General features: G+C 71.0%; 21 protein-coding genes. 8 read left to right on the top strand and 13 right to left on the bottom strand.

Annotated elements, in window-relative coordinates:
* Nucleotides 1-53: 53 nt before the first annotated feature.
* Nucleotides 54-833, bottom strand: a complete 780-nt coding sequence (locus tag CKY28_RS03980; protein ID WP_095997055.1) for a CsgG/HfaB family protein — start codon at nucleotides 831-833, stop codon at nucleotides 54-56.
* A gap of 117 nt (nucleotides 834-950) precedes the next feature.
* Here CKY28_RS03980 and lepA point away from each other — a divergent pair, with 117 nt between their 5' ends.
* Nucleotides 951-2,747 carry a translation elongation factor 4 gene (lepA, locus tag CKY28_RS03975; protein WP_095997054.1) on the top strand — a complete coding sequence of 599 codons (1,797 nt, stop codon included), beginning with the start codon at nucleotides 951-953 and terminating at the stop codon, nucleotides 2,745-2,747.
* Here lepA and CKY28_RS03970 read toward each other — a convergent pair.
* Together CKY28_RS03970 and CKY28_RS03965 are read right to left on the bottom strand one after the other, a co-directional pair.
* Entirely contained in the window at nucleotides 2,744-3,139 is a 396-nt protein-coding gene (locus CKY28_RS03970) for a PIN domain-containing protein (protein ID WP_095997053.1), read from the bottom strand. The genes lepA and CKY28_RS03970 overlap by 4 nt on opposite strands.
* Nucleotides 3,140-3,142: 3 nt before the next feature.
* Nucleotides 3,143-3,409: an antitoxin gene (locus CKY28_RS03965; protein ID WP_141243842.1), complete on the bottom strand. Its 267-nt coding sequence runs from the start codon at nucleotides 3,407-3,409 to the stop codon at nucleotides 3,143-3,145.
* Nucleotides 3,410-3,582: 173 nt separating this feature from the next.
* On the opposite strand from CKY28_RS03965, the gene CKY28_RS03960 reads away from it, so the two are divergent.
* Genes CKY28_RS03960 through CKY28_RS18520 form a run of 4 tightly spaced genes read left to right on the top strand, consistent with a single transcriptional unit; the run spans nucleotide 3,583 to nucleotide 7,744 of the window.
* Nucleotides 3,583-5,202, top strand: coding sequence for a methyl-accepting chemotaxis protein (locus tag CKY28_RS03960; RefSeq protein WP_141243841.1), 1,620 nt, complete (start codon nucleotides 3,583-3,585; stop codon nucleotides 5,200-5,202).
* Nucleotides 5,203-5,258: 56 nt separating this feature from the next.
* Complete coding sequence (locus tag CKY28_RS03955) at nucleotides 5,259-5,912, top strand: DUF4197 domain-containing protein (RefSeq protein WP_095997050.1); 654 nt, start codon at nucleotides 5,259-5,261, stop codon at nucleotides 5,910-5,912.
* Between the two features lie 4 nt (nucleotides 5,913-5,916).
* The gene (locus CKY28_RS19245; RefSeq protein WP_281253205.1) at nucleotides 5,917-6,642 is read left to right on the top strand and encodes an energy transducer TonB; all 726 of its coding nucleotides are present in this window, start codon (nucleotides 5,917-5,919) and stop codon (nucleotides 6,640-6,642) included.
* A gap of 55 nt (nucleotides 6,643-6,697) precedes the next feature.
* A complete protein-coding gene (locus CKY28_RS18520; RefSeq protein ID WP_176472947.1) occupies nucleotides 6,698-7,744 on the top strand; it encodes a lysozyme inhibitor LprI family protein in 1,047 nt (348 codons plus the stop codon).
* Between the two features lie 4 nt (nucleotides 7,745-7,748).
* On the opposite strand, the gene CKY28_RS03940 is transcribed toward CKY28_RS18520, so the two are convergent.
* Nucleotides 7,749-8,903, bottom strand: a complete 1,155-nt coding sequence (locus CKY28_RS03940; protein WP_095997049.1) for a PepSY-associated TM helix domain-containing protein — start codon at nucleotides 8,901-8,903, stop codon at nucleotides 7,749-7,751.
* On the bottom strand, nucleotides 8,903-10,921 hold the full coding sequence (locus CKY28_RS03935) for a TonB-dependent receptor (RefSeq protein ID WP_095997048.1): 2,019 nt from the start codon (nucleotides 10,919-10,921) through the stop codon (nucleotides 8,903-8,905). Before CKY28_RS03935 ends, CKY28_RS03940 begins: the two co-directional genes overlap by 1 nt.
* A gap of 124 nt (nucleotides 10,922-11,045) precedes the next feature.
* Here CKY28_RS03935 and CKY28_RS03930 point away from each other — a divergent pair, with 124 nt between their 5' ends.
* The gene (locus CKY28_RS03930) at nucleotides 11,046-12,260 is read left to right on the top strand and encodes a sulfotransferase family protein (RefSeq protein ID WP_095997047.1); all 1,215 of its coding nucleotides are present in this window, start codon (nucleotides 11,046-11,048) and stop codon (nucleotides 12,258-12,260) included.
* Nucleotides 12,261-12,449: 189 nt separating this feature from the next.
* Here CKY28_RS03930 and rdgB read toward each other — a convergent pair whose 3' ends face one another.
* Genes rdgB through CKY28_RS19005 form a run of 4 tightly spaced genes read right to left on the bottom strand, consistent with a single transcriptional unit; the run spans nucleotide 12,450 to nucleotide 15,503 of the window.
* Nucleotides 12,450-13,079, bottom strand: coding sequence for an RdgB/HAM1 family non-canonical purine NTP pyrophosphatase (gene rdgB, locus CKY28_RS03925; RefSeq protein ID WP_095997046.1), 630 nt, complete (start codon nucleotides 13,077-13,079; stop codon nucleotides 12,450-12,452).
* The gene (rph, locus tag CKY28_RS03920) at nucleotides 13,076-13,789 is read right to left on the bottom strand and encodes a ribonuclease PH (protein ID WP_095997045.1); all 714 of its coding nucleotides are present in this window, start codon (nucleotides 13,787-13,789) and stop codon (nucleotides 13,076-13,078) included. The genes rdgB and rph overlap by 4 nt, the downstream gene beginning before the upstream one ends.
* Before the next feature lie 37 nt (nucleotides 13,790-13,826).
* Nucleotides 13,827-14,363, bottom strand: coding sequence for a 16S rRNA (guanine(966)-N(2))-methyltransferase RsmD (rsmD, locus tag CKY28_RS03915; RefSeq protein WP_095997044.1), 537 nt, complete (start codon nucleotides 14,361-14,363; stop codon nucleotides 13,827-13,829).
* Nucleotides 14,364-14,366: 3 nt separating this feature from the next.
* A complete protein-coding gene (locus CKY28_RS19005) occupies nucleotides 14,367-15,503 on the bottom strand; it encodes a pseudouridine synthase (protein ID WP_245841581.1) in 1,137 nt (378 codons plus the stop codon).
* A gap of 114 nt (nucleotides 15,504-15,617) precedes the next feature.
* On the opposite strand from CKY28_RS19005, the gene CKY28_RS03905 reads away from it, so the two are divergent.
* On the top strand, nucleotides 15,618-16,046 hold the full coding sequence (locus CKY28_RS03905) for a response regulator (protein WP_095997043.1): 429 nt from the start codon (nucleotides 15,618-15,620) through the stop codon (nucleotides 16,044-16,046).
* A gap of 305 nt (nucleotides 16,047-16,351) precedes the next feature.
* Nucleotides 16,352-18,007, top strand: a complete 1,656-nt coding sequence (locus CKY28_RS03900) for an AmpG family muropeptide MFS transporter (RefSeq protein ID WP_095997042.1) — start codon at nucleotides 16,352-16,354, stop codon at nucleotides 18,005-18,007.
* Nucleotides 18,008-18,010: 3 nt separating this feature from the next.
* On the opposite strand, the gene CKY28_RS03895 is transcribed toward CKY28_RS03900, so the two are convergent.
* The 4 genes from CKY28_RS03895 to CKY28_RS18145 form a co-directional block, all read right to left on the bottom strand.
* A complete protein-coding gene (locus CKY28_RS03895; RefSeq protein WP_095997041.1) occupies nucleotides 18,011-19,318 on the bottom strand; it encodes a bifunctional folylpolyglutamate synthase/dihydrofolate synthase in 1,308 nt (435 codons plus the stop codon).
* Between the two features lie 89 nt (nucleotides 19,319-19,407).
* Complete coding sequence (gene accD, locus CKY28_RS03890) at nucleotides 19,408-20,262, bottom strand: acetyl-CoA carboxylase, carboxyltransferase subunit beta (protein WP_095997040.1); 855 nt, start codon at nucleotides 20,260-20,262, stop codon at nucleotides 19,408-19,410.
* A complete protein-coding gene (trpA, locus tag CKY28_RS03885) occupies nucleotides 20,259-21,053 on the bottom strand; it encodes a tryptophan synthase subunit alpha (protein WP_095997617.1) in 795 nt (264 codons plus the stop codon). Before trpA ends, accD begins: the two co-directional genes overlap by 4 nt.
* Nucleotides 21,050-21,307, bottom strand: a complete 258-nt coding sequence (locus CKY28_RS18145; protein ID WP_141243840.1) for a hypothetical protein — start codon at nucleotides 21,305-21,307, stop codon at nucleotides 21,050-21,052. Before CKY28_RS18145 ends, trpA begins: the two co-directional genes overlap by 4 nt.

Genomic DNA, 21,307 nt, shown 5'->3' with positions numbered 1-21,307 from the left:
CGGAGCGACCGGGCGGCGGCGAAGCGACGAACGAGCGACGAGCGTCGCGCGGGCTACTGCGCGCGGGGCGCGGCCGCCGCCGCGTTGGTGGGTAGTCCGCCCAGTTCGGAGACGAGCTTGGTGTAGGCGTCCAGGTAGGAGAGCACGATGATCTGGCCGATGGCGGTATCTTGGTAACCGTAGCCGCCGGCCGCGGCGAAGCCGCCGCCGCTGAACAGGCCGCCCGCGCCGCCGCCGAAGCTGACGTCCGACTTGCGGGCGTAGCCCTGCGTCATGGCTTCCTCCTCCGTCGTGCGGGCGTTGACGAGCGAGAGGGTGGTGCGGGCCTCGCCCTTCTTGACGTTGATGCCGCCGGCGATGCCGCCGATCAGCGCGCCGCCGCGGCCGAACAGTCCGCCCACGCTGCCCAGCGCGCCGCCGAGCCCGCCGCCGCCCGAGTTGCGGTTGGCGGTGACGATGTCCGGCTGGAGGAAATAGTCGGCGGCGCGGACCTGGCCGCGGCCGAGGTTCGAGTTCGCCTGGAGCTCGCCCGCGTCGGCCATCGCGCGCTCCATGTTGCGGCTCGCCATGGCGCGGCCGCGGTTGACGATGGTGAAGCAGCCGGACTGCTGGATGAACACGCGGAGGATCGCCTCCGGGCTGCCGAGGTTGAACTCGCGCCACCATTGGTTGTCGGGCTCGACGATCGCCACGCTGCCGAGCCGCTTGGCGCAGCGCGGGATCTGCGCCTCGCCGCGCATCTGCTGCTGGTGCGCGCCGGAACCGCGGTTCTGGGCGTGGGCGGCGGGGGCCAGGGCGAGCGTGGCGGCGAGGGCGAGGTAGGCGAGACGCATGATCGATCCCCTTTTCGATCGGGCCCGCGCCGGCGTCCGGTCTGCGGGTGATGCATGCGACCCTGTCGAGGCGTGTCCCTAGCATGGAGCCGCGCTCTGGGCTAGGCGCGGCCGATCATGACGACGCCTTTGGACCGCATCCGTAATTTCAGCATCATCGCGCATATCGACCACGGCAAGTCGACGCTCGCCGACCGGTTGATCCAGGTCACCGGAGGGCTGTCGGAACGCGAGATGTCGGCGCAGGTGCTGGACAACATGGAGATCGAGCGCGAGCGCGGCATCACGATCAAGGCGCAGACGGTGCGCCTCGACTATAAGGGCCATGTCCTGAACCTGATGGACACGCCGGGCCATGTCGACTTCGCCTACGAAGTCTCGCGGAGCCTGGCGGCGTGTGAGGGCGCGCTCTTGGTTGTCGACGCGGCGCAGGGCGTGGAGGCGCAGACGCTCGCCAACGTGTACCAGTCGATCGAGCACGACCACGAGATCGTGCCCGTGATCAACAAGATCGACCTGCCCGCCGCCGAGCCCGACAAGGTGAAGGCGGAGATCGAGGAGGTGATCGGGCTCGACGCGTCTCACGCGGTGCTCTCGTCGGCCAAGTCGGGGATCGGTATCACGGAGGTGCTGGACGCGATCGTGGAGCGCATCCCGGCACCCAAGGGCGACGCTTCGGCGCCGCTCAAGGCGATGCTGGTGGACTCGTGGTATGACCCGTATCTGGGCGTCGTCATCCTGGTGCGCGTAATCGACGGGACGCTCCGGAAGGGGCAGAACGTCCGCTTCATGCAGGCGGGGACCGAGCATCTGGTCGACCGCGTGGGCTGCTTCCGGCCCAAGATCGAGCAGCTGACGGAGCTCGGGCCGGGCGAGATCGGCTTCATCACCGCGCAGATCAAGGAAGTGCAGCAGGCGCGCGTCGGCGACACGCTGACCGACGCGAAGAAGCCGGCCCGCGAAGCGCTGCCGGGGTTCAAGGAGGTGCAGCCGGTGGTGTTCTGCGGGCTGTTCCCCGTGGACGCCGCTGATTTCGAGAAGCTGCGCGAGTCGATCGGCAAGCTCAGGTTGAACGACGCGAGCTTCTCGTTCGAGATGGAGACGAGCGCCGCGCTGGGCTTCGGGTTCCGGTGCGGGTTCTTAGGCCTGCTCCACCTGGAGATCATCCAGGAGCGGCTGACGCGCGAGTACGACCTCGACCTCATCACCACCGCGCCGAGCGTGGTGTACCAGATCGAGCTGACGCACGGGGGCGGTTATATCGAGCTGCACAACCCGGCCGACATGCCGGAGCCGAACAAGATCGAGAGCATCTCGGAACCGTGGATCGAGGCGACGATCTACGTGCCCGACGAGTATCTCGGCTCCGTGCTGAAGCTGTGCCAGGACCGTCGTGGCGTGCAGAAGAACCTGACCTATGTCGGCGGGCGCGCGCAGGCGACGTACGAGCTGCCGCTGAACGAGGTGGTGTTCGACTTCTACGACCGGCTAAAGAGCATCAGCCGCGGCTACGCGTCGTTCGACTACCACCAGATCGGCTATCGCGAGGGCGACCTCGTGAAGATGAGCATCCTGGTCAACGAGGAGCCGGTCGACGCGCTTTCCATGATCGTCCACCGCGGCACCGCGGAGACGCGCGGGCGCGGCATGTGCGAGCGGCTGAAGGAGCTGATCCCCAGGCACCTGTTCAAGATCCCGATCCAGGCGGCGATCGGCGGCAAGGTGATCGCGCGCGAGACGATCGCGGCGCTCAGGAAAGACGTGACCGCCAAATGCTATGGCGGCGACATCACGCGCAAGCGCAAGCTCTTGGAAAAGCAGAAAAAGGGCAAGCTGAAGATGCGGGAGTATGGGAGCGTGCAGATCCCGCAGGAGGCGTTCATCGCGGCGCTCAGGATGGGGGACGAGGGTTAGGCCGAGGGCCAGACTTCCAACGCCAGGCCGGGGACGTCGCGAAAGTCGCGGGCGTTCGCGGTGACCACGGTCAGCCCGTACCTTAGCGCTGTAGCCGCCACCATCCTGTCGACCACTTTAGGCCGCGAGTAGCCCCGCGCCTCGACGATCTCGCGATAAGCCGCCGCGCAGTCGGCGTCGAAGTCGAGCACCGGGAATTGGAGCAGCATAGCGTCGAGCAGCATGCGCCGCTTCGCCGCCAGAAGCGGTTCGGCGACGACGCCGCCCTCCAGCTCGATCTGAGTGATGATGGAAAGCGCGGGAATGCTGGCCAGCTCCGTCAAGCGGCGATCTGCCTCCGATACGGAGTCGCGCAAGATGATCGCAGCGCTGGTGTCGAGCAGGAAACGCAAGCGTCAGGATAGTCCAGGGCGGTTGGGAAACTCGATAGGCTCGCGTTTCTGAACCACGCCAGGACGACCGATCGCGTTCAGGTCGGCGATCAGCCGTTTAAGCGTACGACGCGCCTCCTCCGGATCCTCCACCGGCACCGGGCGGATCACGACGGCGTCACCGTCCCGCTCGAGGCGGACGGGCGTGCCCGGGCCGAAGGCGAACTCCTTGGGGAGCCGTACCGCCTCGCTGTTGCCGCTTTTGAAGGTTTTCGTCTCGTGGACGCCCATGTCGCGCTCCAAATGTGTATACAGGTATATACGGTAGGGGCCGCCTCCGGCAAGGTGAGCGGCCGATCATGCGGGTTCTTGATTAGCCCAAAAGGTGATCAAGGTACGCAAGGCCTTAACCATTGATGAGTATCGTGCCGGCTCCATTCTCCTGGGGCGGTCCTGCCTTGAACATGCGAATCCGTACTCTTCGACTGCTGGCGCGGGTGGCGCCGCGCAAGAACTCCGCTTCGGCGCGCGCGCGCCTGACCGCGCAGGTCGAGGAGGCGGGGCGGGCGGCGCAGAAGCTGCAGCCGGCGAACATCGCCACCGCCGGCATCGCGGCGTTCGCGACCTATGGGCTGCCTGGCTGGCCGGCGATCGCGGCGGCTAGCGCTGCGCTGTTCGCGTTGTCCGTGGCGGCGACGCTGTTCCAGCCGTTCAGCACCTTGTCGCTCGGGCGTTACTCCTCGGACCGGAGCGCGGCGCGCGCCTTGGGGTGGTTCTCGCTGCTGATCGGCGGCGCCTGGGCGGCGGTGGTGGTGCTCTGCGCGGGGGCGGCGTCGGTGGAGATGATGCCGTTCGTGTCCTGCGTCACGATCGGCGCGATGGCGATCGGAAGCTTCAGCCTGGCGGCGCTGCCGAGGGCGGCGTTGTGGTACCTCGCCCCGGTGACGGTAGGCGGCGTGTTGATGGTGCGCGTGGGCACGCCGAACGCGCCCGTGGTCTTCTACGCGGCGATCCTGGGCTTCGGGGGCATGCTGGCGGCGCTGGTGCTGGAGCAGGCGCGCGAGTTCGGGCGGCGGGTGAACGCGGCGCACCGGCTGGCGGTGTCGCTCAGGGATCAGGCGGAGGCGGAAAAGGCGCGGGCGGCGGCCGAGCGGCGTGCGGCGGAGCTGCGCGCGGAGCAGGAGCGGCTCCATGAGCAGGCCGCGGCCGCCGGGCGCGAGCGCGAAGCCGCGCGGCGTCGCGCCGAGATGGTGGCGCTGGCCGAGCGCTTCGAGGGATCGGTGGGCGGAGCCGTCCAGGCGCTCGGCGAGGCGGCCGAGCAGCTGGCGCGCTCCACGGCCGCTTTGGAGGCGATCGGGGCGACGACCAGCCGCAAGGCGGTCGAGCTGAGCCACCGGGCGGACAGCGCGACCGCGGCGGCGGCGGCGGTGGCCGACGAGATCCGCGAGCTGAGCGGCGCGGCGGCCGGCATCGGCGCGCTGGCCGGGCGACAGGTCGAGGCCGCCGACGTGGCGAGCAGCCGGACGCGTGAGGGCAACCAGAGCATGACGGAGCTCGCTGCGGAGACGACGGACGTGACCGCCATCGTGGACACGATCCGCGAGATCGCCGCGAGCACCAACCTGCTCGCGCTCAACGCCACGATCGAGGCGAGCCGGGCGGGCGAGGCCGGCCTGGGCTTCGCGGTGGTCGCCAAGGAGGTGAAGACGTTGGCGGGTGGAGCGCAGGCGGCGATCAGCTCCGTCGCGGCGACGGTGGGCAAGATCGACGGGCGGATCGGCGTCGCGGTGGACGCGATGGGCGAGGTGAACGCGCACGTCGTCGAAGTCGCGGGCCAGGCGGTGGAGATCGCCGCCGCCGTCGAACAGCAGCACGCGTCCGCCCGCAACATCGAGCGCAACGCGGCGAGCGCGGCGCAGGACACCGCCTATGTGCGCGAGGAGATCGCGACGGTGGCCGCGAGCGCGCGCCAGGCGGGCACCTTGAGCGAGCAGCTGCGCGGATTGGCGGGGCAGCTCGCAGGGCAGAGCGACGCGCTGCGTTCGGCGAGCATGGCGTTCCTCGACCACCTCCGGGCCGCCTGACGGGAGAGCGGGGGCGGGTCACGCGTTGTTCAGGCGGAACCTGGGAGTATCCGCGTATGAGCCTGAACCGCCGTCACATCCTGTCCGCCGCGCTCGCTTGGCCGATCGCGGCCTGCACCGGTCCCGTCGGGACCTACTCGATCGAGGAGGGCGTGCGTCGCCTGCTCGAGCTGTCGTCGCAGCGCGCGTTCGCGCGGCTGTTGCGGCCGGGCGGGTTCTACGACGACCAGCTCCTGCGGATCGATCCGCCGGTGGCGCAGCCGGGGTCGACGGACGTGCTGGGCGCGATCCTCAGGACGGGCGCGGTGCGGCGGCAGGTGGCGATCGCGTTGAACGAGGTGGCGGTGGACGCGGCGGACCGCGCCGCGCCGATCGTGACGGACGCGATCCGGCGGATGAGCTTCGCGGACGCGCTCAGCATCGTGCGGGGCGGGCCGACGGCGGCGACGGACCTGCTGGCAGCTGAAGTGGGCAATCAGCTGATCGAGGCGATGTATCCGGAGTTCTCGACGGGGCTGTCGTCCGACCTGGCGGAGATCGCGTCGGCGGCGGTCGCGGCGCGGACGGGGGTGGACTACCGCGTGCTGGCGCGCGACCTGTCCAGGCTGGCTTCGCTAAGCATCTTCCGCGCGATCGGGCGGGAGGAGGCGAAAATCCGGGCGAACCCGGCCGCGGTGCGCGATCCGGCGATCCGGGCGCTGTTCGGGTGAGGTGATGCGCGCGGACCCACGCGAGCGGGTCGCGTCAGGGCTGCTGTCGGCCGTGCTGGTCGCGGGGCTAGGCTGGGCGTTGATCACCGGCCTCGGCGTGAGCTTCCCGCGCGGGGCCGAGGAGGCGATGGCGGCATTCGACATCGCGCCGCCGCCGCCGCCTCCGCAAGAGCCCGTCGTGCTGCCGACCGTGCGGTCGAAGCGGCCGGAGGGGCGGGCGGCGCCTCCCAACATTCGATCCCGAGCGACGCAGGTGGTGGCGCCCGTGCCGGTGGTGCCGCTCCCCGTGCCGCCGCTGATCGTCACCGCGCCCGTCGCGCATGTCGGCAGCCAAGCGACGGCGGGGGCGGCGGACAGGGTCGGGCCGGGGACGGGCGCGGGCGGGCGGGGCGACGGCTTCGGTGGTGGGGGCGAGGGGGACGGCGACGGCGGAGGATATGAGGGCGAGCTGTCGCCACCGCGCTGGCGGAGCGGACGGCTGAGCAACGCGGTGCTGCCGGAAGCGCTCAGGTGGCGCGAAGGGCTGTACGCGGTCGAGATGCGCTTCATCGTCGAGACGGACGGGCGGCTGACGGGATGCCGCGTGGTCGAGTCGAGCGGCTGGCCGGAGCTGGACGCGAACGCCTGCCGCGCGATGGAGCTGCGCATGCGCTACGAGCCGGCGCGCGAGCCGGACGGCCGGGCGGTGCGCGTGCCGCTGATCACCAGGCAAGAGTGGCAGGTCGATTAGGACCCGCGGGCGGCGATGCGCGTTGGGCGCGCGGAACTGCTTGGGAGCGTTTCGCGTGCGTGTACTGACCTTGTCGCTTTGCCTCAGCCTCGCCGCGTGCGGGATGACGGAGCCGAACAACCCGGCCGCGGATAAGAAAGCGAAGGCCGAGGAGTTGGCGAACGCCCGGCGGCTCAAGAAAGCGTGCGGGTCGCAGGAGACGTATGAGCGGCTGAAGGCGCTGGCGTTCGACGAGGCGGTGAAGGTCAGGCGCGGCGAGTCGGAGGCGCTGGCGAAGCTCGCGGCGGCGTCCGTTATCCGGATGGAGGACCCGGTCGCCAAGCGGCGCGACGAGGAGCTGAACGTGACGGTCTGCTCCGGTCGACTGATCCTGGAGCTGCCGCCCGGCGCGGAGGACGTGTTCGACGGCGACCGCCGGCTGGAGGCGGACGTGGAATACGCCGCGCAGGAGGCGGTGGACGGCAGCGGGCTGGTGTACCAGATGCAGGGCGCGGACCCGATCATCTATCGGCTGGCGGCGTTCGACCTGCCCGCGGGACGGCCGGGGCTGCCTCCAGCGGAGCCGACGGCGGTGGCGAGCGCGGACGTGACGGAGCCGCCGCCCGCGCCGGAACCGACCCCCGCGCCGCCCGCGGCCGCGCCTGCGCCAAGGCCCGCGCCGCCGGCGGCCGCGCCGGCTCCCGCGCCTAGGCCGACGCAGGTCGTCCGTCGGCCCGCGCCCGCCCCCAGACCCACGCAAGTCGCGCGGCCCGCGCCGCCTCCGCCCAGGCCGCGCCCGTCGCCGCCCGCGACCGGGCCCGCGGTGGAGGTGGCGGAGCGGCCTCGGGCGACGACGCGGCCCAGCTTCAACTGCTCTTATGCGCGGAGCCGGGTGGAGCGGATGGTGTGCGCCGATCCGGGGCTGGCGCGGGCGGATCGGGCGATGAGCTCGGAATTCTACGCGGCGCTGGCCGAGGCGGACCCGGAGACGCGGCGGGCGTTGCGGCGCAGTCGCGACCGGTTCCTGAGCTTCCGCGACCGTTGCGACAGCGCGGGATGCGTGGCGCAGGCCTACTCGGACCGGATCGCGGAGATACGGGACATATCGTCGGGCGAGTATTGACCGGCTACTCCGCCGGGTGGGCGATCCAGGCGGGTTCGCGGGCGCGCTTGCGCCTGGTCAAGTGGCGGGCGACGAAGACGTAGAGGCCGGAGCCGGCGAGGAGCGCGCTCGCCAGGCCGCCGATCAGGACGAGCAGGTCGCCGAGCACGGGGCCGAAGCTGCGGCCGGAGTGGAGCGAGAACATGAGCTGGCCGAGCACGCCGCGCGCGCCCGTCGCCTGAGCGGTGCGGACGACGCCGGGGCAGGTGGCGTGCACGAAGGCGACGGTATCGCCTTCAATGTGGTCGAGCGGCGAGCCGCTCTTGAAGGTGAGGCGATAGGGCTCGTTCCCGTGCGCGAAGCCGACGGTGGCTAGGCGCTGGCCGGGGAGTGCGGCCTGGGCGATCGCGATCGCCTGGTCGGGCGTGACTTGGCCCTGACAGGTGCGGGCGAAGGCGGGAGCGAGCTCGGCGGGAGTCTCATAGGGCAGCTTCGCGAGCAGGCCGCCGAACCAGTCGGGGCGGGATACGGCGGTGCCGGTCAGGCCGAAGACGAGGACGGGGATCGCGGTCCAGAAGCCGATCCAGCTGTGGACGCGATACCAGCGCCCGAGCGGCCGGCCGCTCAGGTGCGGGACGCGCGCTTTGCGGCGGACGGGGCCGTGGCGGGGCCACCAGAGGTAAAGCCCGGTGAGCGCGAAGGCGGCGAGGAGGATGCCGAGAACGGCGACGAAGGCGGCGGCGATCTCACCCGCGAACAGCTCGTGGTGGAAGTGGATGAGCTGGTGGCCCCAGGCATGGTCGAGGATGAAGTCGCCTCGGTAGCGGTTCGTGGCCGGATCGACGACGATCATCACCGTGTCCTCCAGGCCGGTGCCGCCGGGGCGGAGGCCGTAGAACATGGCGGTGTCGACCTCGACGCGGCTGTTCGGCATGAACAGGCCCATCGGCTCGAACTCGCGGCCGTAGCCGGCGCGGGCGGCGCCGAGCATGGCGTCGACCTGGGGCGGGGCGTTAGCAGCGCGCGCGGGGTCGGTGCTGGCGAGGTAGGGGTATTGCAGCCGAAACAGCTCGGCGTCGAAGGCGAGCGCCGCGCCCGACAGGCTGATGGCCACGAGGAACAGCGCGACGACGGCGCCCACCCAGCTGTGGAGCTTGGCCAGGAGCCGTCGCGCGGACATCAGAGGCGCGCCTCCAGCCCGACACCGTAGCGGCGCGGCTCGTTCACGGTGCCGAAGCCCTGGTAGTAGATCTGCGTCGCCTGGAAGCCGTCGAACAGGTTGCGGACAAAGCCGAACAGGCGGACGGGGCCGTACTGGTAGCTCGCCTGCGCGTCGACGGTGGCGAGCTTGCCGGAGCGGAGCTCGGGCGAGTTGGCGTCGTCGTTGAAGTAGCCGTCGGTGTAGCGCCCTTGCGCGTCGAGCGTGAGGCGGTCGATCGGCGTCCAGTTGACCGCCAGGAAGCCGCTCAGGCCCGGCGAGCGCTGGAATTCGTTGCCCTCGACGCCCGCGTTCGAGACGGAAAAGCGGCGCAGATCCGTCTCGAGGAGCCCCAAGCCGCCGCGGAACGAGAGCGCGGGCGAGGCGCGGTAGGCGAGCTCGAGCTCCAGGCCGTAGGCGCGGGCGTCCTCCGCATTGTCGAACACGGTCTGGATCAGGCCGGACGGGCCGACGGTGGTGGTCGGACGCTGCGCGTCCTCGTAGTCGGTGAAGAAGGCGTTGGCGTTGAGCGACAGGCGGCCGTCGGGGGTGCGGCCGCGGAAGAAGAGCTCGTAATTGTAGAGCTTCTCGGCGTCGAACACGTCCTGCTCGCCGGTGTCGAACGAGATGGTGGTGCCGCCGGGGTTGTAGCCGCGCGCGACGAGCAGGCCGACGCGCGTGTCGGCCGCGAGCTCATAGGCGACGCTGGCGCGGGGCAGGAAGGCGTCGAAGCTGCGGTCGTAATCGACGACGAACGGGCCGAGCGCGCCGTCGCGGTCCTGGCGGTCGTACTGGTAGCGGCCGCCCAGCGTGACGCTCAGGCGGTCTGTGGCCCGGAGCGTCGCTTCGCCGAACACGGCGCGACTGACCTGTTCGTCGCGGAACGCGCCGAGCGCCAAAAAGGCGGTGAGGTCGATCTCTTCGTCCTGGCGCGAGTCGAACAGGTAGCCGCCGAGGAGGCCCGAGACGCGCGCGTCCGTGCCCCCGAAGCGGAGCGTCGACTCGAGCGAGACCTCGTCCGTCTGGACGCCGGCAACGCCGTTGCCGGGCAGCGTGAAGCGGCGAGTGCGGATGTCGGCGTAGGTGAGGCGGTTGGCCCAGACGAGTCCGCCGCCGAAGTCCTGGTCGATGTCGAGCACGAGGCTGTCGACGTTCGTCCCGAACAGCGCGCCGGTCCGGCCGGCGTCGATCCGGTCCTCGTCCGGGCCGTCGACCGCCTCGCCTTGAAGCGCGGTCGCTTGCGTGTGCTGGTAGGTGAGGAGCGCGCGCAGGCCGGGGAGGAAGGCAGGCGTGGCGAGCAGCTTGGCGCGGGCGACGGTGAAGTCGTCTTTGCGCGGATCGACGCCGATGTCGGCGGCGGCAACGTTGGGCTTGCGCACGAAGCTGGTCGCGTCGCGGCGGTCGAAGGCGACGCGCGCGGCGAGCTGGTCGGGGACGAGCGCGCCGGAGAGTGCGGCCGAATATTGCTCGGTCGAGCCATTGCCGACGAGGAGCCGCGCGGCGGCCTGCGTGTCGAAGCTCGGGTCCGCGGTTTCAATGAAGATCGCGCCGGCGATGGAGTTGCGGCCCTGCGCGGTCGTCTGCGGGCCGCGGAACACCTCGACACGCTCGACGTCCCAAATGCCGTTCAGGCCGTAGATGAACTCGTTGTACGAGAGCGGGCGGCCGTCGAGCGAGACAGTGGCGCGCGGGCGCGAGCCGCCGAGGAAGGCGTCGGCGCCGACGAGCACGCCCGTCGAGTCCTGGCCGCGGATGGCGGGGCCGCTGTCGCCCGCGCCGACCGTGACGTTAGGGGTAAGCTGGAGCACGTCCTCGACTCGGTCCGCGCCGCCGAGCTCGCGCAGCTGCTCGTCGGTGAAGACGAGGACGCTGGTGGGCGTCTCGGACACGGTGCGCGCGATCCGTTCGCCGGTGACAACGACATCGGCCTGCACCGGTTCGGCCGCGGGCGCTTCGGGCACGGGGTCGGCGGCGATCAGGGCGAGCGTCAGGGCGAGCAAGAGGGCACTCCGGAATTGCGAACGGGTCGCAACTAAGCTGCTTGTTGTTGCGACGCAATCGCAAATTGTCGGGCTAGGCGGAGGGCGTCCGGCACCATAGGAGGATCAATGGGTTAGGGGGAGGATGATGCTCGACGTTCCGGCCGCACATACGCTGCAGATGCCTGCGCGCCGGCGGATCGCCTGGGCGAATCGGGCGCTGGAGCGGTCCTGGGCGAAGGGCTGGTCGCCGGTGCCTGACCTGTCGCCGGATGCGCTGGTGGCGGAAGCGCGGAAACGTGTGCCCGGCGGCGAGCTGGGCGATCCGGGCGTGTGGCGGGTCAATTTAGACGTGCTGTGCGCGGACCTGTTGAGCGGTGAGGCGCGGCTGAGCGCGCTGGGCAAGACGATGGCTTGCGGGCAGTTGGTGGCGGCGCTCAGGAACCGGATGCTCGCGCATCGGCTATGGGCGGAGCATCCGGAAATCGCCGACGTGCCCGTAGCGCGGCCGGTGCTGGTGCTCGGGCAGATGCGGTCGGGGACGACGCGGATGCAGCGGCTGCTGGCGTGCGACCCGCGGCTGAGCTGGACGCGGCACTATGAGAGCTGGTGCCCGGTGGGGCGCGCGCGGCGGTTGCGGGCGGCGGCGACCTTGGGCGTGATGCGGGCGCTCAACCCGGAGTTCTCGGTCATCCACCCGACGAGCGCCGGCGCGCCGGACGAGGAGATCGGGCTGTTCAGCCTGGCTACGTACGGTGCCACGTTCGAGGCGCAGTGGCGCGTGCCGGGCTTCGCGCGCTGGTGCGAGGGAAGGGACACGCGGCCGGTCTACGCCGAGTTCAAGCGGTTGCTGCAGACGATCGCGTGGTTGCGAGGTGGGCGGGAGCACCGGCCCTGGGTCGTCAAAGTGCCGCAGCTGACGCAGGACCTGGCGAGCGTGCTGGAGACGTTCCCCGACGCGCGGCTGGTGCGTGTGGAGCGCGATCCGGTGGCGACGGTCGCGTCGGCGGCGTCACTGGTGCGCAACCAGATGCGGGTGCAGTCGGACGCGGTCGACGACGCGTGGATCGGGCGGGAGTGGTTGGGGAAGGTGCGGTTGCGGCGCGAGCGCGTCGAGGCGGCTCTCGCGGCTCGGCCGGAGGTGCCGGTGGTGGAGGTCGCGTTCGACAACATGAACCGGGATTGGTCGGGGGAGATGCGGCGGGTCTACGCGGTGATCGGGCTGGAGCTGACGCCTAAGGTGGAGCGGCGGATGCGGCGCTACCTCGCGCGCGCGGCCCGGGAGGGGCGCGGGGGGCATCGGTACGCGATCGAGGAGTTCGGATTGAGCGAGGGGGAGGTACGGGCGGCGTTGGCGTGAGGAAGCTTGCCTTGCTTCATCACCCCGGACTTGTTCCGGGGTCCATCGGTGAGCGCGTGCGACAATCGCGGGTGTGCACGGCCGTCCGTGCTACAATCGTCAGGCGCTTCGCCCGGACGACGATGGACCCCGGAACAAGTCCGGGGTGACGGTTGGTGGTGAAGGAAGGACCTCGCCTATATTCGCCCGTCAGAACACCGCCTTCACCAGCTGCTCGAACGCCTTCGCGCGGTGGCTGATGCCGTGCTTGTTGTCGGGGTCGATCTCGCCGAAGGTCCGCCCCATGCCTTCCATCTGGAACATGGGGTCGTAGCCGAACCCCTTGTCGCCGCGGGGCGGCCAGACGAGGGTGCCGTCGACGCGGCCCTCGAACCATTCGACGTGACCGTCGGGCCAGGCGAGCGCGAGCGCGCAGATGAAGTGCGCGTCGCGGGGCGCGTCGGGGCCGGCGGCCTCCAGCGCGGCGTGTACGCGGCGCATGGCTTCGGCAAAGTCCTTGTTCTCGCCAGCCCAGCGCGCGGAGAAGATGCCGGGGTCGCCGCCCAGCGCCTCGACGCACAGGCCGCTGTCGTCGGCGAGCGCGGGGAGGCCGGACAGGTCCGCGGCCTGTCGCGCCTTGAGTTCGGCGTTGGCGACGAAGGTCGTACCCGTCTCCTCGGGCTCGGGCAGATCGAGTTCTGCGGCCGAGACGGGCTCGACGCCGTAGGGGCCGAGCAGCGCCCTGATCTCGCGCACCTTGCCGGGGTTGTGGCTGGCAATGACGAGCCGGCCGGGTTGGAGCTTGCGGACGGCTTGCGGTCCGGGGAGGTCGAGGCTCATGCGATGGCCCGCGCCTGGGCGGCGAAGATATCGGTGCAGCCGATGCGCGCCAGGCGAAGCAGGCGGAGCAGCTCCTCCTCGTCGTATGTCGCGCCCTCGGCGGTCGCCTGGACCTCGGCGATATGGCCGTTCTCGAGGAGCACGAAGTTGCCGTCGGCGTGGCAGCTCGAATCTTCCGGATAGTCGAGGTCGAGGACGGGCGTGCCTTCGTAGATGCCGCAGGAGACGGCGGCGACCTTCTGGCGGATGGGGTCTTGCGCGAGCTTGCCGTCGGCCATGAGCTTGTTCACCGCCAGCCGGAGCGCGACCCAGGCGCCGGAGATGGCGGCGGTGCGCGTGCCGCCGTCGGCCTGGATCACGTCGCAGTCGAGCGTGATCTGGCGCTCGCCGAGCAGCTTGAGGTCTGTGACGATGCGCAAGCTACGGCCGATGAGCCGCTGGATTTCTTGGGTGCGGCCGGACTGCTTGCCTTTGGCGGCCTCGCGGCTGCCGCGGGTGTGTGTGGCGCGCGGGAGCATGCCGTATTCGGCGGTGACCCAGCCCTCGCCCTTGCCGCGGAGGAAGGGCGGCACCTTCTCCTCGACCGACGCGGTGACGAGCACCTTGGTGTCGCCGAAGCCGATCAGCACCGCACCTTCGGCGTGGCGGGTGAAGTTGGGCTCGATGGTGATGGGGCGCATCTGGTCGGGCGCGCGGCCGCTGGGGCGCATGGGGAGGCTCCTCGAAGTTTCGCCGCGCGTAGCGGGGTCAGGCGGGGTGGAGCAAGGTGATCTTGGCCTTGCCGTGGACGCGCTCGGCATCGACCTGGAAACCTGCGACCTCGACAGCTTCGTCGCGGGCGGTCTCCAGGCTGACCCAGGTGGCGGGGCCGGTCCAGCCGAGGCGCGACAGCTTGTCGAGCGCGACGAGGCCCGCGCCGGTGCCGTAGGGCGGGTCCATCAGGATGAGGTCGAGGGGCGCGCGGGCCGGGCCGAGCGCCAGGACGGAGGCGGCGCGGATGTCGGCTTTCGCGCCGAGCTTGTCGAGGTTGGCGCGGAGCGCGTCGAGGGCGGCGCGGTCCTGTTCGACGAAGAGGCAGGACGCCGCGCCGCGCGAGAGCGCCTCGATGCCCAGCGCGCCGGAGCCGGCGAAGAAATCGCCGACGGCGAGGCCCTCGAAGCCGCCGAGGCGGGCGGTGAGCATGGAGAAGAGCGCTTCCCGCGTGCGGTCGGCGGTGGGGCGGGTCGCCTGGCCCTTGGGGGCGACGAGCGGACGGCCGCGCCACTGGCCGGCGATGACGCGCACGGTTCAGCGCTTGCCCGGACGGCGCGGGCCGCGGGTGGTCGCGCGGCCAGGGCGCGGGGGGCGGGGCGGGCGGGTATTGAGCTGCTCCGGTTCGTCGCGGCGGGGTGGTCGGGCGGGGCGCTTGGGTTTGGCGGGGGTGGCCTCGTCCTTCTTGATCCTCCCCGAGCTTGCTCGGGGAGGGGGACCGCCGGCCCTCTTGGGCCGGGGGTGGAGGGGCTTGGACGGGCGCGGCGTGGGGTCGGCCCCTCCACCAGCCTTCGGCCTCGGCTCGCGTTGCGAGCCGGCTCCGCGGCTGCGACTTGCCCCCGGCAAGTCGCTGATCGCCGCTACGCCCCCCTCCCCGAGCGAAGCTCGGGGAGGATTAGAGCGGGGGCCGACCGCCACCAGATACTCCGGCTTCTGCTTCTTCTCCAGCTGGCGGCGGAACGCGACGAGGTCGTGCTGGCGCACCTCGCCGATCTCGCCCGGCTGCAGCTCGCCGAGCACGAACGGGCCGTAGCGGGTGCGGATGAGGCGGCTGACCTGGAGGCCGAGATGCTCCAGCACGCGGCGGACTTCGCGGTTCTTGCCCTCGGTCAGGATCAGCTCGATCCAGGCGTTCGCGCCCGTGCGGCGTTCCAGGTTGGCGTCGATCGAGCCGTAGCGGACCCCGTCGATCTCCACGCCCTCGATCAGCTCCTCGAGCCGCGCCTGGCTCACCTCGCCATAGGTGCGGGCGCGATAGGCGCGCTCGACGCCGGTGGCGGGGAGCTCGAGCTGGCGCTTCAGCCCGCCGTCGGTGGTGAGGAGCAGCAGACCCTCGGTGTTGAGGTCGAGGCGGCCGACGGGGACCACGCGCGGCAGGTCGCGGGGCAGGCGATCGTAGATGGTGGGCCGGCCCGCGGGATCGCGCTCCGTCACGAGCAGGCCGTTGGGCTTGTGGAACAGGAACAGCCGCGCGGGCGCGGGCGCGGCGACGGGCTGGCCGTCGACGGTGACGCCGTGGAGCGACCGCAGCAGCGTCGCGGGCGTGTCGAGCGCCTGGCCGTTCAGCGCGACGCGGCCCTCGGCGATCATGCGCTCCACCTCGCGGCGCGAGGCGACGCCGGCGCGGGCGAGGAGCTTGGCGATACGCTGTTCGGGGCGGGGATCGACGGCCATAGGCCGAGCGCGATACATGCGTTTGGGGGCGCACGCATTTTATTTTGCGACCGATCCGCCGCTCGGTACGTTAGCGCAAGGACTTGAGACGAATAAGCGCCACGGAGGGCGCCGATGCTGTTCGGGAGGAAAAAGAGGCGGATCGAGAAGCTGCTCGTCGTCGAGGACGAGCCGCTGGTCGCGTTCGACAACGAGCATTTCCTCCTCGACGCCGGGTTCACGGTGGTGGCGACGACCGACCGCGTGTCGGACGCGGTGGCCGAGATCGCGAGCGGCAAGGCGATCGACCTGGTGCTGGTCGACCTGGTGCTGACCGACGGCAACGGCATGGACGTGGCGCGCGCGGCGTTCGCCAGGGCGATTCCGGCCTTGTACGTCACGGGCAACTGCCCGGCCGAGGCGCAGGCTTTCGCGAGCGGGTGCCTGTCCAAGCCGTACCAGCAGCGCGACCTGCTCGCCGCCATCGACGCGATCGAGGCGGCGCAGGACGGGCGTCGGCCCAAGCGCATGCCGGCGGGGTTGCGTCTGTTCGAACGGGCGTAAATTTCGGCTCCTCTGAGCCGACCTCCAAACCGTCACCCCGGACTTGTTCCGGGGTCCATCGCTGTCCGGGCGAACCGCTCGCGAGCATGGGGGCGGGCGGTCGTGCACACCCTCGACGCGCCGCCCGCACGACGATGGACCCCGGAACAAGTCCGGGGTGACGAGGGGAGGTGGGTCGCCGCTGCCCCGCTTTGCGGCGAACGCTGGCACGGGTGCGACGAGCGATTTCGCCAGCCGCCGCAGGTCAGGCTTCCCGTTCAGCATTTTGCCTTTAGGGTGGCCGGCTTTGGAGTAGGGATGGACGTTTGGCGGAGAAACTGACGGGGTTGGCGCTGGCGCGGGCGGCGCTGACCAGCCGCAAGACAGCGGTGATGCTGGCGCTCGGCTTCGCGTCCGGCCTGCCTTTCGTGTTGCTGATCGGGACGCTGAATGCGTGGCTGGGCGAGCTCAAGGTCAGCCTGGCCACGATCGGCGTGTTATCCTGGATCGGGCTCGCCTACGCGTTCAAGTTTCTCTGGTCGCCGGTGGTGGACCGCACGCGCCCGCCGCTGATCGCGCGGTTCGGTCGGCGGCGGTCCTGGCTGGTGCTGTGCCAGGTCGTGCTGGGGCTGCTATTGTGGGGGCTGGCCGCGACCGATCCGATCGCAGCGATCGGCAGCTTCGCGGTGCTGGCCGTCACGGCGGCGTTCTTTTCGGCGACGCAGGACGTCGTGATCGACGCGTGGCGCATCGAGATCGCCGATGAGCGGGCGACCGTCGAGATCCTGTCGGCCATCTACCAGCTCGGCAACCGCATCGCCGCGCTGGCGGGCGGCGCGCTGGCGCTGGTCCTGGCGGCGCGGCTGGGCTGGCCCGCCATCTACACGGGCTTCGGCGTCGTAATGCTCGCGCTGGCGGCGGTGACCATGCTCGCGCCCGAAGCGCCGGACCCGGAGGCAGACGCGCGAGCGCCGCTGGAGGGGCACGCTGTTCCCGATCGCCGTCGGCGCGCTATCGCGCTGGGCGTCGTCGCGGTCTGCTGGGGCTGGGCCATCCTGATGCTGGCGCGCTTCATGGTGAGCGCGCTCACGCCCGCCGCGCCGGGCGCGACCGCGCCGTCGGCGGGTGACTTCACAAAATTCTGGGGGCCCTGGATCGTGGTCGCGACGGTGGTCGTACCTGCGCTGGTGTCGGCCTGGGCGAACGGGTTCGCCTCGGCCGTGCGAGGCGATCCTTCGATTGGCGCCGCGGGCCGGGCGGCGGATCATTGCTACCGCGCGCTGATCCTGCCCCTGTCGGAGATCGTGTCGCGCCTGCGCTGGGGCGCGGCGGTGGTCGTGGCGCTGATCCTCGCCTACCGCATCTGCGACTCGATCTGGGCGCCGTTCGCCTTTCCCTTTTACCTCGACTTCCTTGGCTATACGAACGACGAGGTCGCCTTCGCGTCCAAGCTCTTCGGCGTGCTGATGACGATCGTCGGCGTCGCGCTGGGCGGGTTCCTGTTCGCAACGCTGGGGCGGATGCCGACGCTGCTGGCGGGCGCAGTGGCGGCGGCGGCGTCCAACCTGCTCTACGCCGACCTGGCGTTGGGCGGTGCAGGCATCGACGTCTTCGCCGGTCTGTTCGGGCTCGACCGGCTGGGCGCATTGAGTGGGGCGGACGCGCGCATGGTACGTCTCATGATCGCGATCTCCGGGGAGAACATCGCGGGCGGCCTCGCGGGCGCGGCGTTCGTGGCGTACATTTCGTCGATCGTATCAAAGCATTACAGCGCAGTGCAGTATGCGCTGCTGTCGTCGCTGACGTTCCTGGTCGGCGCGCTGGGGCGCGCGGCGATGGGCGAGGCGATCGAGCAGGTCGGCTACGCCAGCGTGTTCCGCTTCACCGCAGCGCTGGGGTTGGTCGCGATCGGGCTCGTGCTGCTGGAATGGTGGCGCGGTGCGCCGCGCGAGCCGGCCGAGCGGTCGGTGCCGGCGGTCTGACGGTCAGTCAGGCGGCTCGTCGTTCGCGGCGAGCACCGCGCCCGCGAGGTAGAGCGAACCGGCGATCAGGACGACAGGCGCGTCGGCCTGAGCGAGCGCGGCGGGGACGTCGGGGGCGGTGGCGACGACCGGCACGCCCGCCCCACGCGCGGCTTCGGCGAGGTCGGCGGGGGCGTGGTGGGCGTGGTCGGGGACGGGCACGGCCGTCAGCGCGCCCGCGATCGGGGCGAGGTGGCGCAGCACGCCGGCCATGTCCTTGTTGGCGAGCAGGCCGAGCACGAGGTGGACGGGGCGGCCCTGCGCCTGCGCGGCGATGACAGGCGCGATCGCGGCGGCGGCGTCCTCGTTATGGCCGCCGTCGAGCCAGAGTTCGGCTCCTTCTGGCAGCAGCGCGGTGAGCGGGCCGGGGCGGAGGCGCTGCATGCGGGCGGGCCAGCGGGCTCCGGTCGCGGCAGCCTGGAGCGCGGCATCCGGAACGACGATGCGGTCCTGGTGGCGGAGCATGGCGACGGCGAGCGCCAGATTGGCGTGTTGGTGGCGGCCGGGGAGCACGGGTAGCGGCAAGTCGAGCGCGCCGGTCGCGTCCTCGTAGCGGACATGGTCGGGATGCGAGGTGAAGCGCCAGTCGCGCTCGGCGGCGAGCACCGGCGCGCCGGCGGCGAGGGCGACCTCCTGCACGGCGGCGGCAATCGGGTCCGGGTAGGCGAGGGTCATGAGCGGGCGGCCGGGCTCGGCGATGCCGGCCTTCTCGCGGGCGATCTGGACGGCGGTGTCGCCCAGGAACGCCTGATGATCGATGCCGAGCGCGGCGATGCCGGTCGCGGCGGGGTCGGCGAGGACGTTGGTGGCGTCGAGGCGGCCGCCCAGGCCCACCTCGACGACGCAGGCGTCGGCGGGGGTGCGCGCGAAGGCGAGGAACGCGGCGGCGGTGGTGACCTCGAAGAAGCTGGCGTTGACGCCGTCAGCCCGGTCGAGAACCTCGGCGAGCAAGGGGGCGAGCTGGGCGTCGGTGATGAGGTTACCGGCCAAGCGGATGCGCTCGTTGAAGCGGACGAGGTGGGGGCTGGTGTAGGCGTGTACTTTATAGCCCGCCGCTTCCAGTGCGGCGCGGAGGAAGGCGCAGGTGGAGCCCTTGCCGTTGGTGCCGGCGACGTGGAGGACGGGGGGCAGGTGGCGATGGGGGTCGCCGAGGCGGGCGAGCAAGCGCGTGATGCGGTCGAGGCCGAGGACGTCCGCGCCCGGGGAGAGGCGCCAAAGGCGGTCTAGTTGGGCCTGGACGGCGGGGTCTGAGGAGCGGGCGTGGTCGGGCATGTGAGAGGGAGCAGGGAGCAGGGAGCAGGGAGCAGGTAACGGGACGCCACGCCTGAACGTAGGCCCTGCTCCCTTATACCTGCTCCCCCCTAAGCCGCCTTCCGCGTGCTCGTCAGATAGCCGATCACGGTCGCCAGCTGCTCCTTCAACTCCTTGCGATGCACGACCATGTCGATCAGGCCGTGCTCCAGATAGTACTCGCTCGTCTGGAAGTCGTCGGGCAGCTTCTCGCGGATCGTGTTCTCGATGACGCGGCGGCCGGTGAAGGCGAGCGTGGCCTTGGGCTCGGCGATCTGGACGTCGCCGAGCATGGCGTAGGCGGCCATGACGCCGCCGCTGGTCGGGTCGGTCAGCACGACGATGTAGGGCAGGCCCGCGTCGTGGAGCATCTGGATCGCGACCGTGGTGCGCGGCATCTGCATGAGCGACAGGATGCCCTCCTGCATGCGCGCGCCGCCGGACGCGGTGAAGACGATGTAGGGGCATTTCGCCTCGATCGCGGCCTCGACGCCGCGCACGAAGGCCTCCCCGACGGCGACGCCCATCGAGCCGCCCATGAAGGCGAAGTCCTGGACGCCCATGACGACGGGGTGGCCGCCGATCGAGCCCTTGGCGTTCACCAGCGCGTCGCGCTCGTGGTGCTCGGCGCGAGCGGCCTTCAGGCGGTCGGTGTAGCGCTTCGAGTCGCGGAACTTGAGCGGGTCCTCGGGCACCTGGGGTGCCGGAAGCTCGGCGCAGCTGCCCTCGTCGAGCAGGTGGCGAAAGCGCTGGGTGGGGCCGATGCGCTCGTGATGGTCGCAGCGCGGGCAGACGTGGAGGTTCTCCGCCAGCTCCTTGTTGAACACCATCTGCCCGCAGCCGCGGCATTTGTGCCATAGATTGTCGGGCGTCTCGCGCTTGTGGACGAAGGGGAGCGCGTTGCGGACGGAGTTGAGCCAGGTCATGCGGGTACTTTCACGGCGGTCATCGCCTCCTTGAGCGAGCGGACCAGGGCGGCGATGGGCGCGGGCGCGGCGGCGCCGTGCTGGGCGACGAGATCGACGATCGCCGAGCCGACCACGACGCCATCGGCGACGTGCGCGACGGCGGCGGCCTGATCGGGCGAGCGGATGCCGAAACCGACCGCGACGGGGAGGTCGGTCGCGGCCTTCAGGCGCCCGACGGCGGTCTCGATCGAGAGCTGCGTCGCCTGTTGCAGGCCGGTGATGCCGGCCACGGAGACGTAGTAGAGGAAGCCGCCCGCACCGTTCAGCACCTCCGGCAGGCGTGCCGCGTCAGTGGTGGGCGTGGCGAGGCGGATCGGGGCCAGGCCGTGCGCCCGGAGCGCGGGGCCGAGCGCGTCGTCCTCCTCCGGCGGCAGGTCGACCGCGATCACGCCGTCGACGCCCACCTCGGCCGCGGCGCGCGCGAACCAGTCGGGGCCGCGGCAGAGCATCGGGTTGGCGTAGCCCATCAGCACAAGCGGCACGTGTGGGTGACGCTCGCGAAAGCTGCGGGCGATGGCGAGGACGTCGGCGGTGGTCGTGCCGGCGGCGAGGCTGCGGATGTTGGCGGCCTGGATGGCGGGACCGTCCGCCATCGGGTCGGTGAAGGGCATGCCGAGCTCGACCACATCCGCCCCGCCCTCGACCAGCGCGTCGAGGACGGCGGGCGTAGCGGCGGGCGAGGGATCGCCGGCGGTGACGAACGCGACCAGCGCGGGGCGGCGGGAGAAGGCGGAGGCGAGGCGGGTCATGCCCTCGGTTTCCACCAGGCGTGCGCCACGAGCAGCAGCCCCAGCAAGAACGTGCCGATGCCTATCCAGCCTGCTGCAAAGGGCAGATCCGCAACACAATAATCAAGGCAGTACTTGTCAGGCCCCGATGCGGGCGGATTAGGAAAGCCGGTCCAGTTGCCCATAACGGCCGCGTAGATGTATCTGTTAACGATCGCTGCTTGAACCACCAGCGCCATCGCGGCAGCGACGAGCGATAGTAACGCGGCCAGCAA

It is taken from the genome of Sphingomonas lenta (genome assembly GCF_002288825.1).
Taxonomy (GTDB): Bacteria; Pseudomonadota; Alphaproteobacteria; order Sphingomonadales; family Sphingomonadaceae; genus Sphingomonas; species Sphingomonas lenta.
The sequence above is the reverse complement of the archived record's forward strand: the minus strand, read 5'-3'. Positions and strand labels throughout refer to the sequence as shown.

Excerpts from the sequence above, each read along its gene's own strand:
- rdgB (WP_095997046.1), bottom strand. The coding sequence starts at position 13,079 with ATGAGCCTCGACCTCCCCGGACCGCAAGCCGTCCGCAAGCTCCAACCC.
- rph (WP_095997045.1), bottom strand. The coding sequence starts at position 13,789 with ATGCGCCCCAGCGGCCGCGCGCCCGACCAGATGCGCCCCATCACCATC.
- accD (WP_095997040.1), bottom strand. The coding sequence starts at position 20,262 with ATGACCTGGCTCAACTCCGTCCGCAACGCGCTCCCCTTCGTCCACAAG.
- CKY28_RS03960 (WP_141243841.1), top strand. The coding sequence starts at position 3,583 with ATGCGAATCCGTACTCTTCGACTGCTGGCGCGGGTGGCGCCGCGCAAG.
- CKY28_RS03930 (WP_095997047.1), top strand. The coding sequence starts at position 11,046 with ATGATGCTCGACGTTCCGGCCGCACATACGCTGCAGATGCCTGCGCGC.
- CKY28_RS19005 (WP_245841581.1), bottom strand. The coding sequence starts at position 15,503 with ATGGCCGTCGATCCCCGCCCCGAACAGCGTATCGCCAAGCTCCTCGCC.
- trpA (WP_095997617.1), bottom strand. The coding sequence starts at position 21,053 with ATGACCCGCCTCGCCTCCGCCTTCTCCCGCCGCCCCGCGCTGGTCGCG.
- CKY28_RS19245 (WP_281253205.1), top strand. The coding sequence starts at position 5,917 with ATGCGCGCGGACCCACGCGAGCGGGTCGCGTCAGGGCTGCTGTCGGCC.
- CKY28_RS03955 (WP_095997050.1), top strand. The coding sequence starts at position 5,259 with ATGAGCCTGAACCGCCGTCACATCCTGTCCGCCGCGCTCGCTTGGCCG.
- CKY28_RS03980 (WP_095997055.1), bottom strand. The coding sequence starts at position 833 with ATGCGTCTCGCCTACCTCGCCCTCGCCGCCACGCTCGCCCTGGCCCCC.
- CKY28_RS03905 (WP_095997043.1), top strand. The coding sequence starts at position 15,618 with ATGCTGTTCGGGAGGAAAAAGAGGCGGATCGAGAAGCTGCTCGTCGTC.
- CKY28_RS03965 (WP_141243842.1), bottom strand. The coding sequence starts at position 3,409 with ATGGGCGTCCACGAGACGAAAACCTTCAAAAGCGGCAACAGCGAGGCG.
- CKY28_RS03895 (WP_095997041.1), bottom strand. The coding sequence starts at position 19,318 with ATGCCCGACCACGCCCGCTCCTCAGACCCCGCCGTCCAGGCCCAACTA.
- CKY28_RS03940 (WP_095997049.1), bottom strand. The coding sequence starts at position 8,903 with ATGTCCGCGCGACGGCTCCTGGCCAAGCTCCACAGCTGGGTGGGCGCC.
- lepA (WP_095997054.1), top strand. The coding sequence starts at position 951 with ATGACGACGCCTTTGGACCGCATCCGTAATTTCAGCATCATCGCGCAT.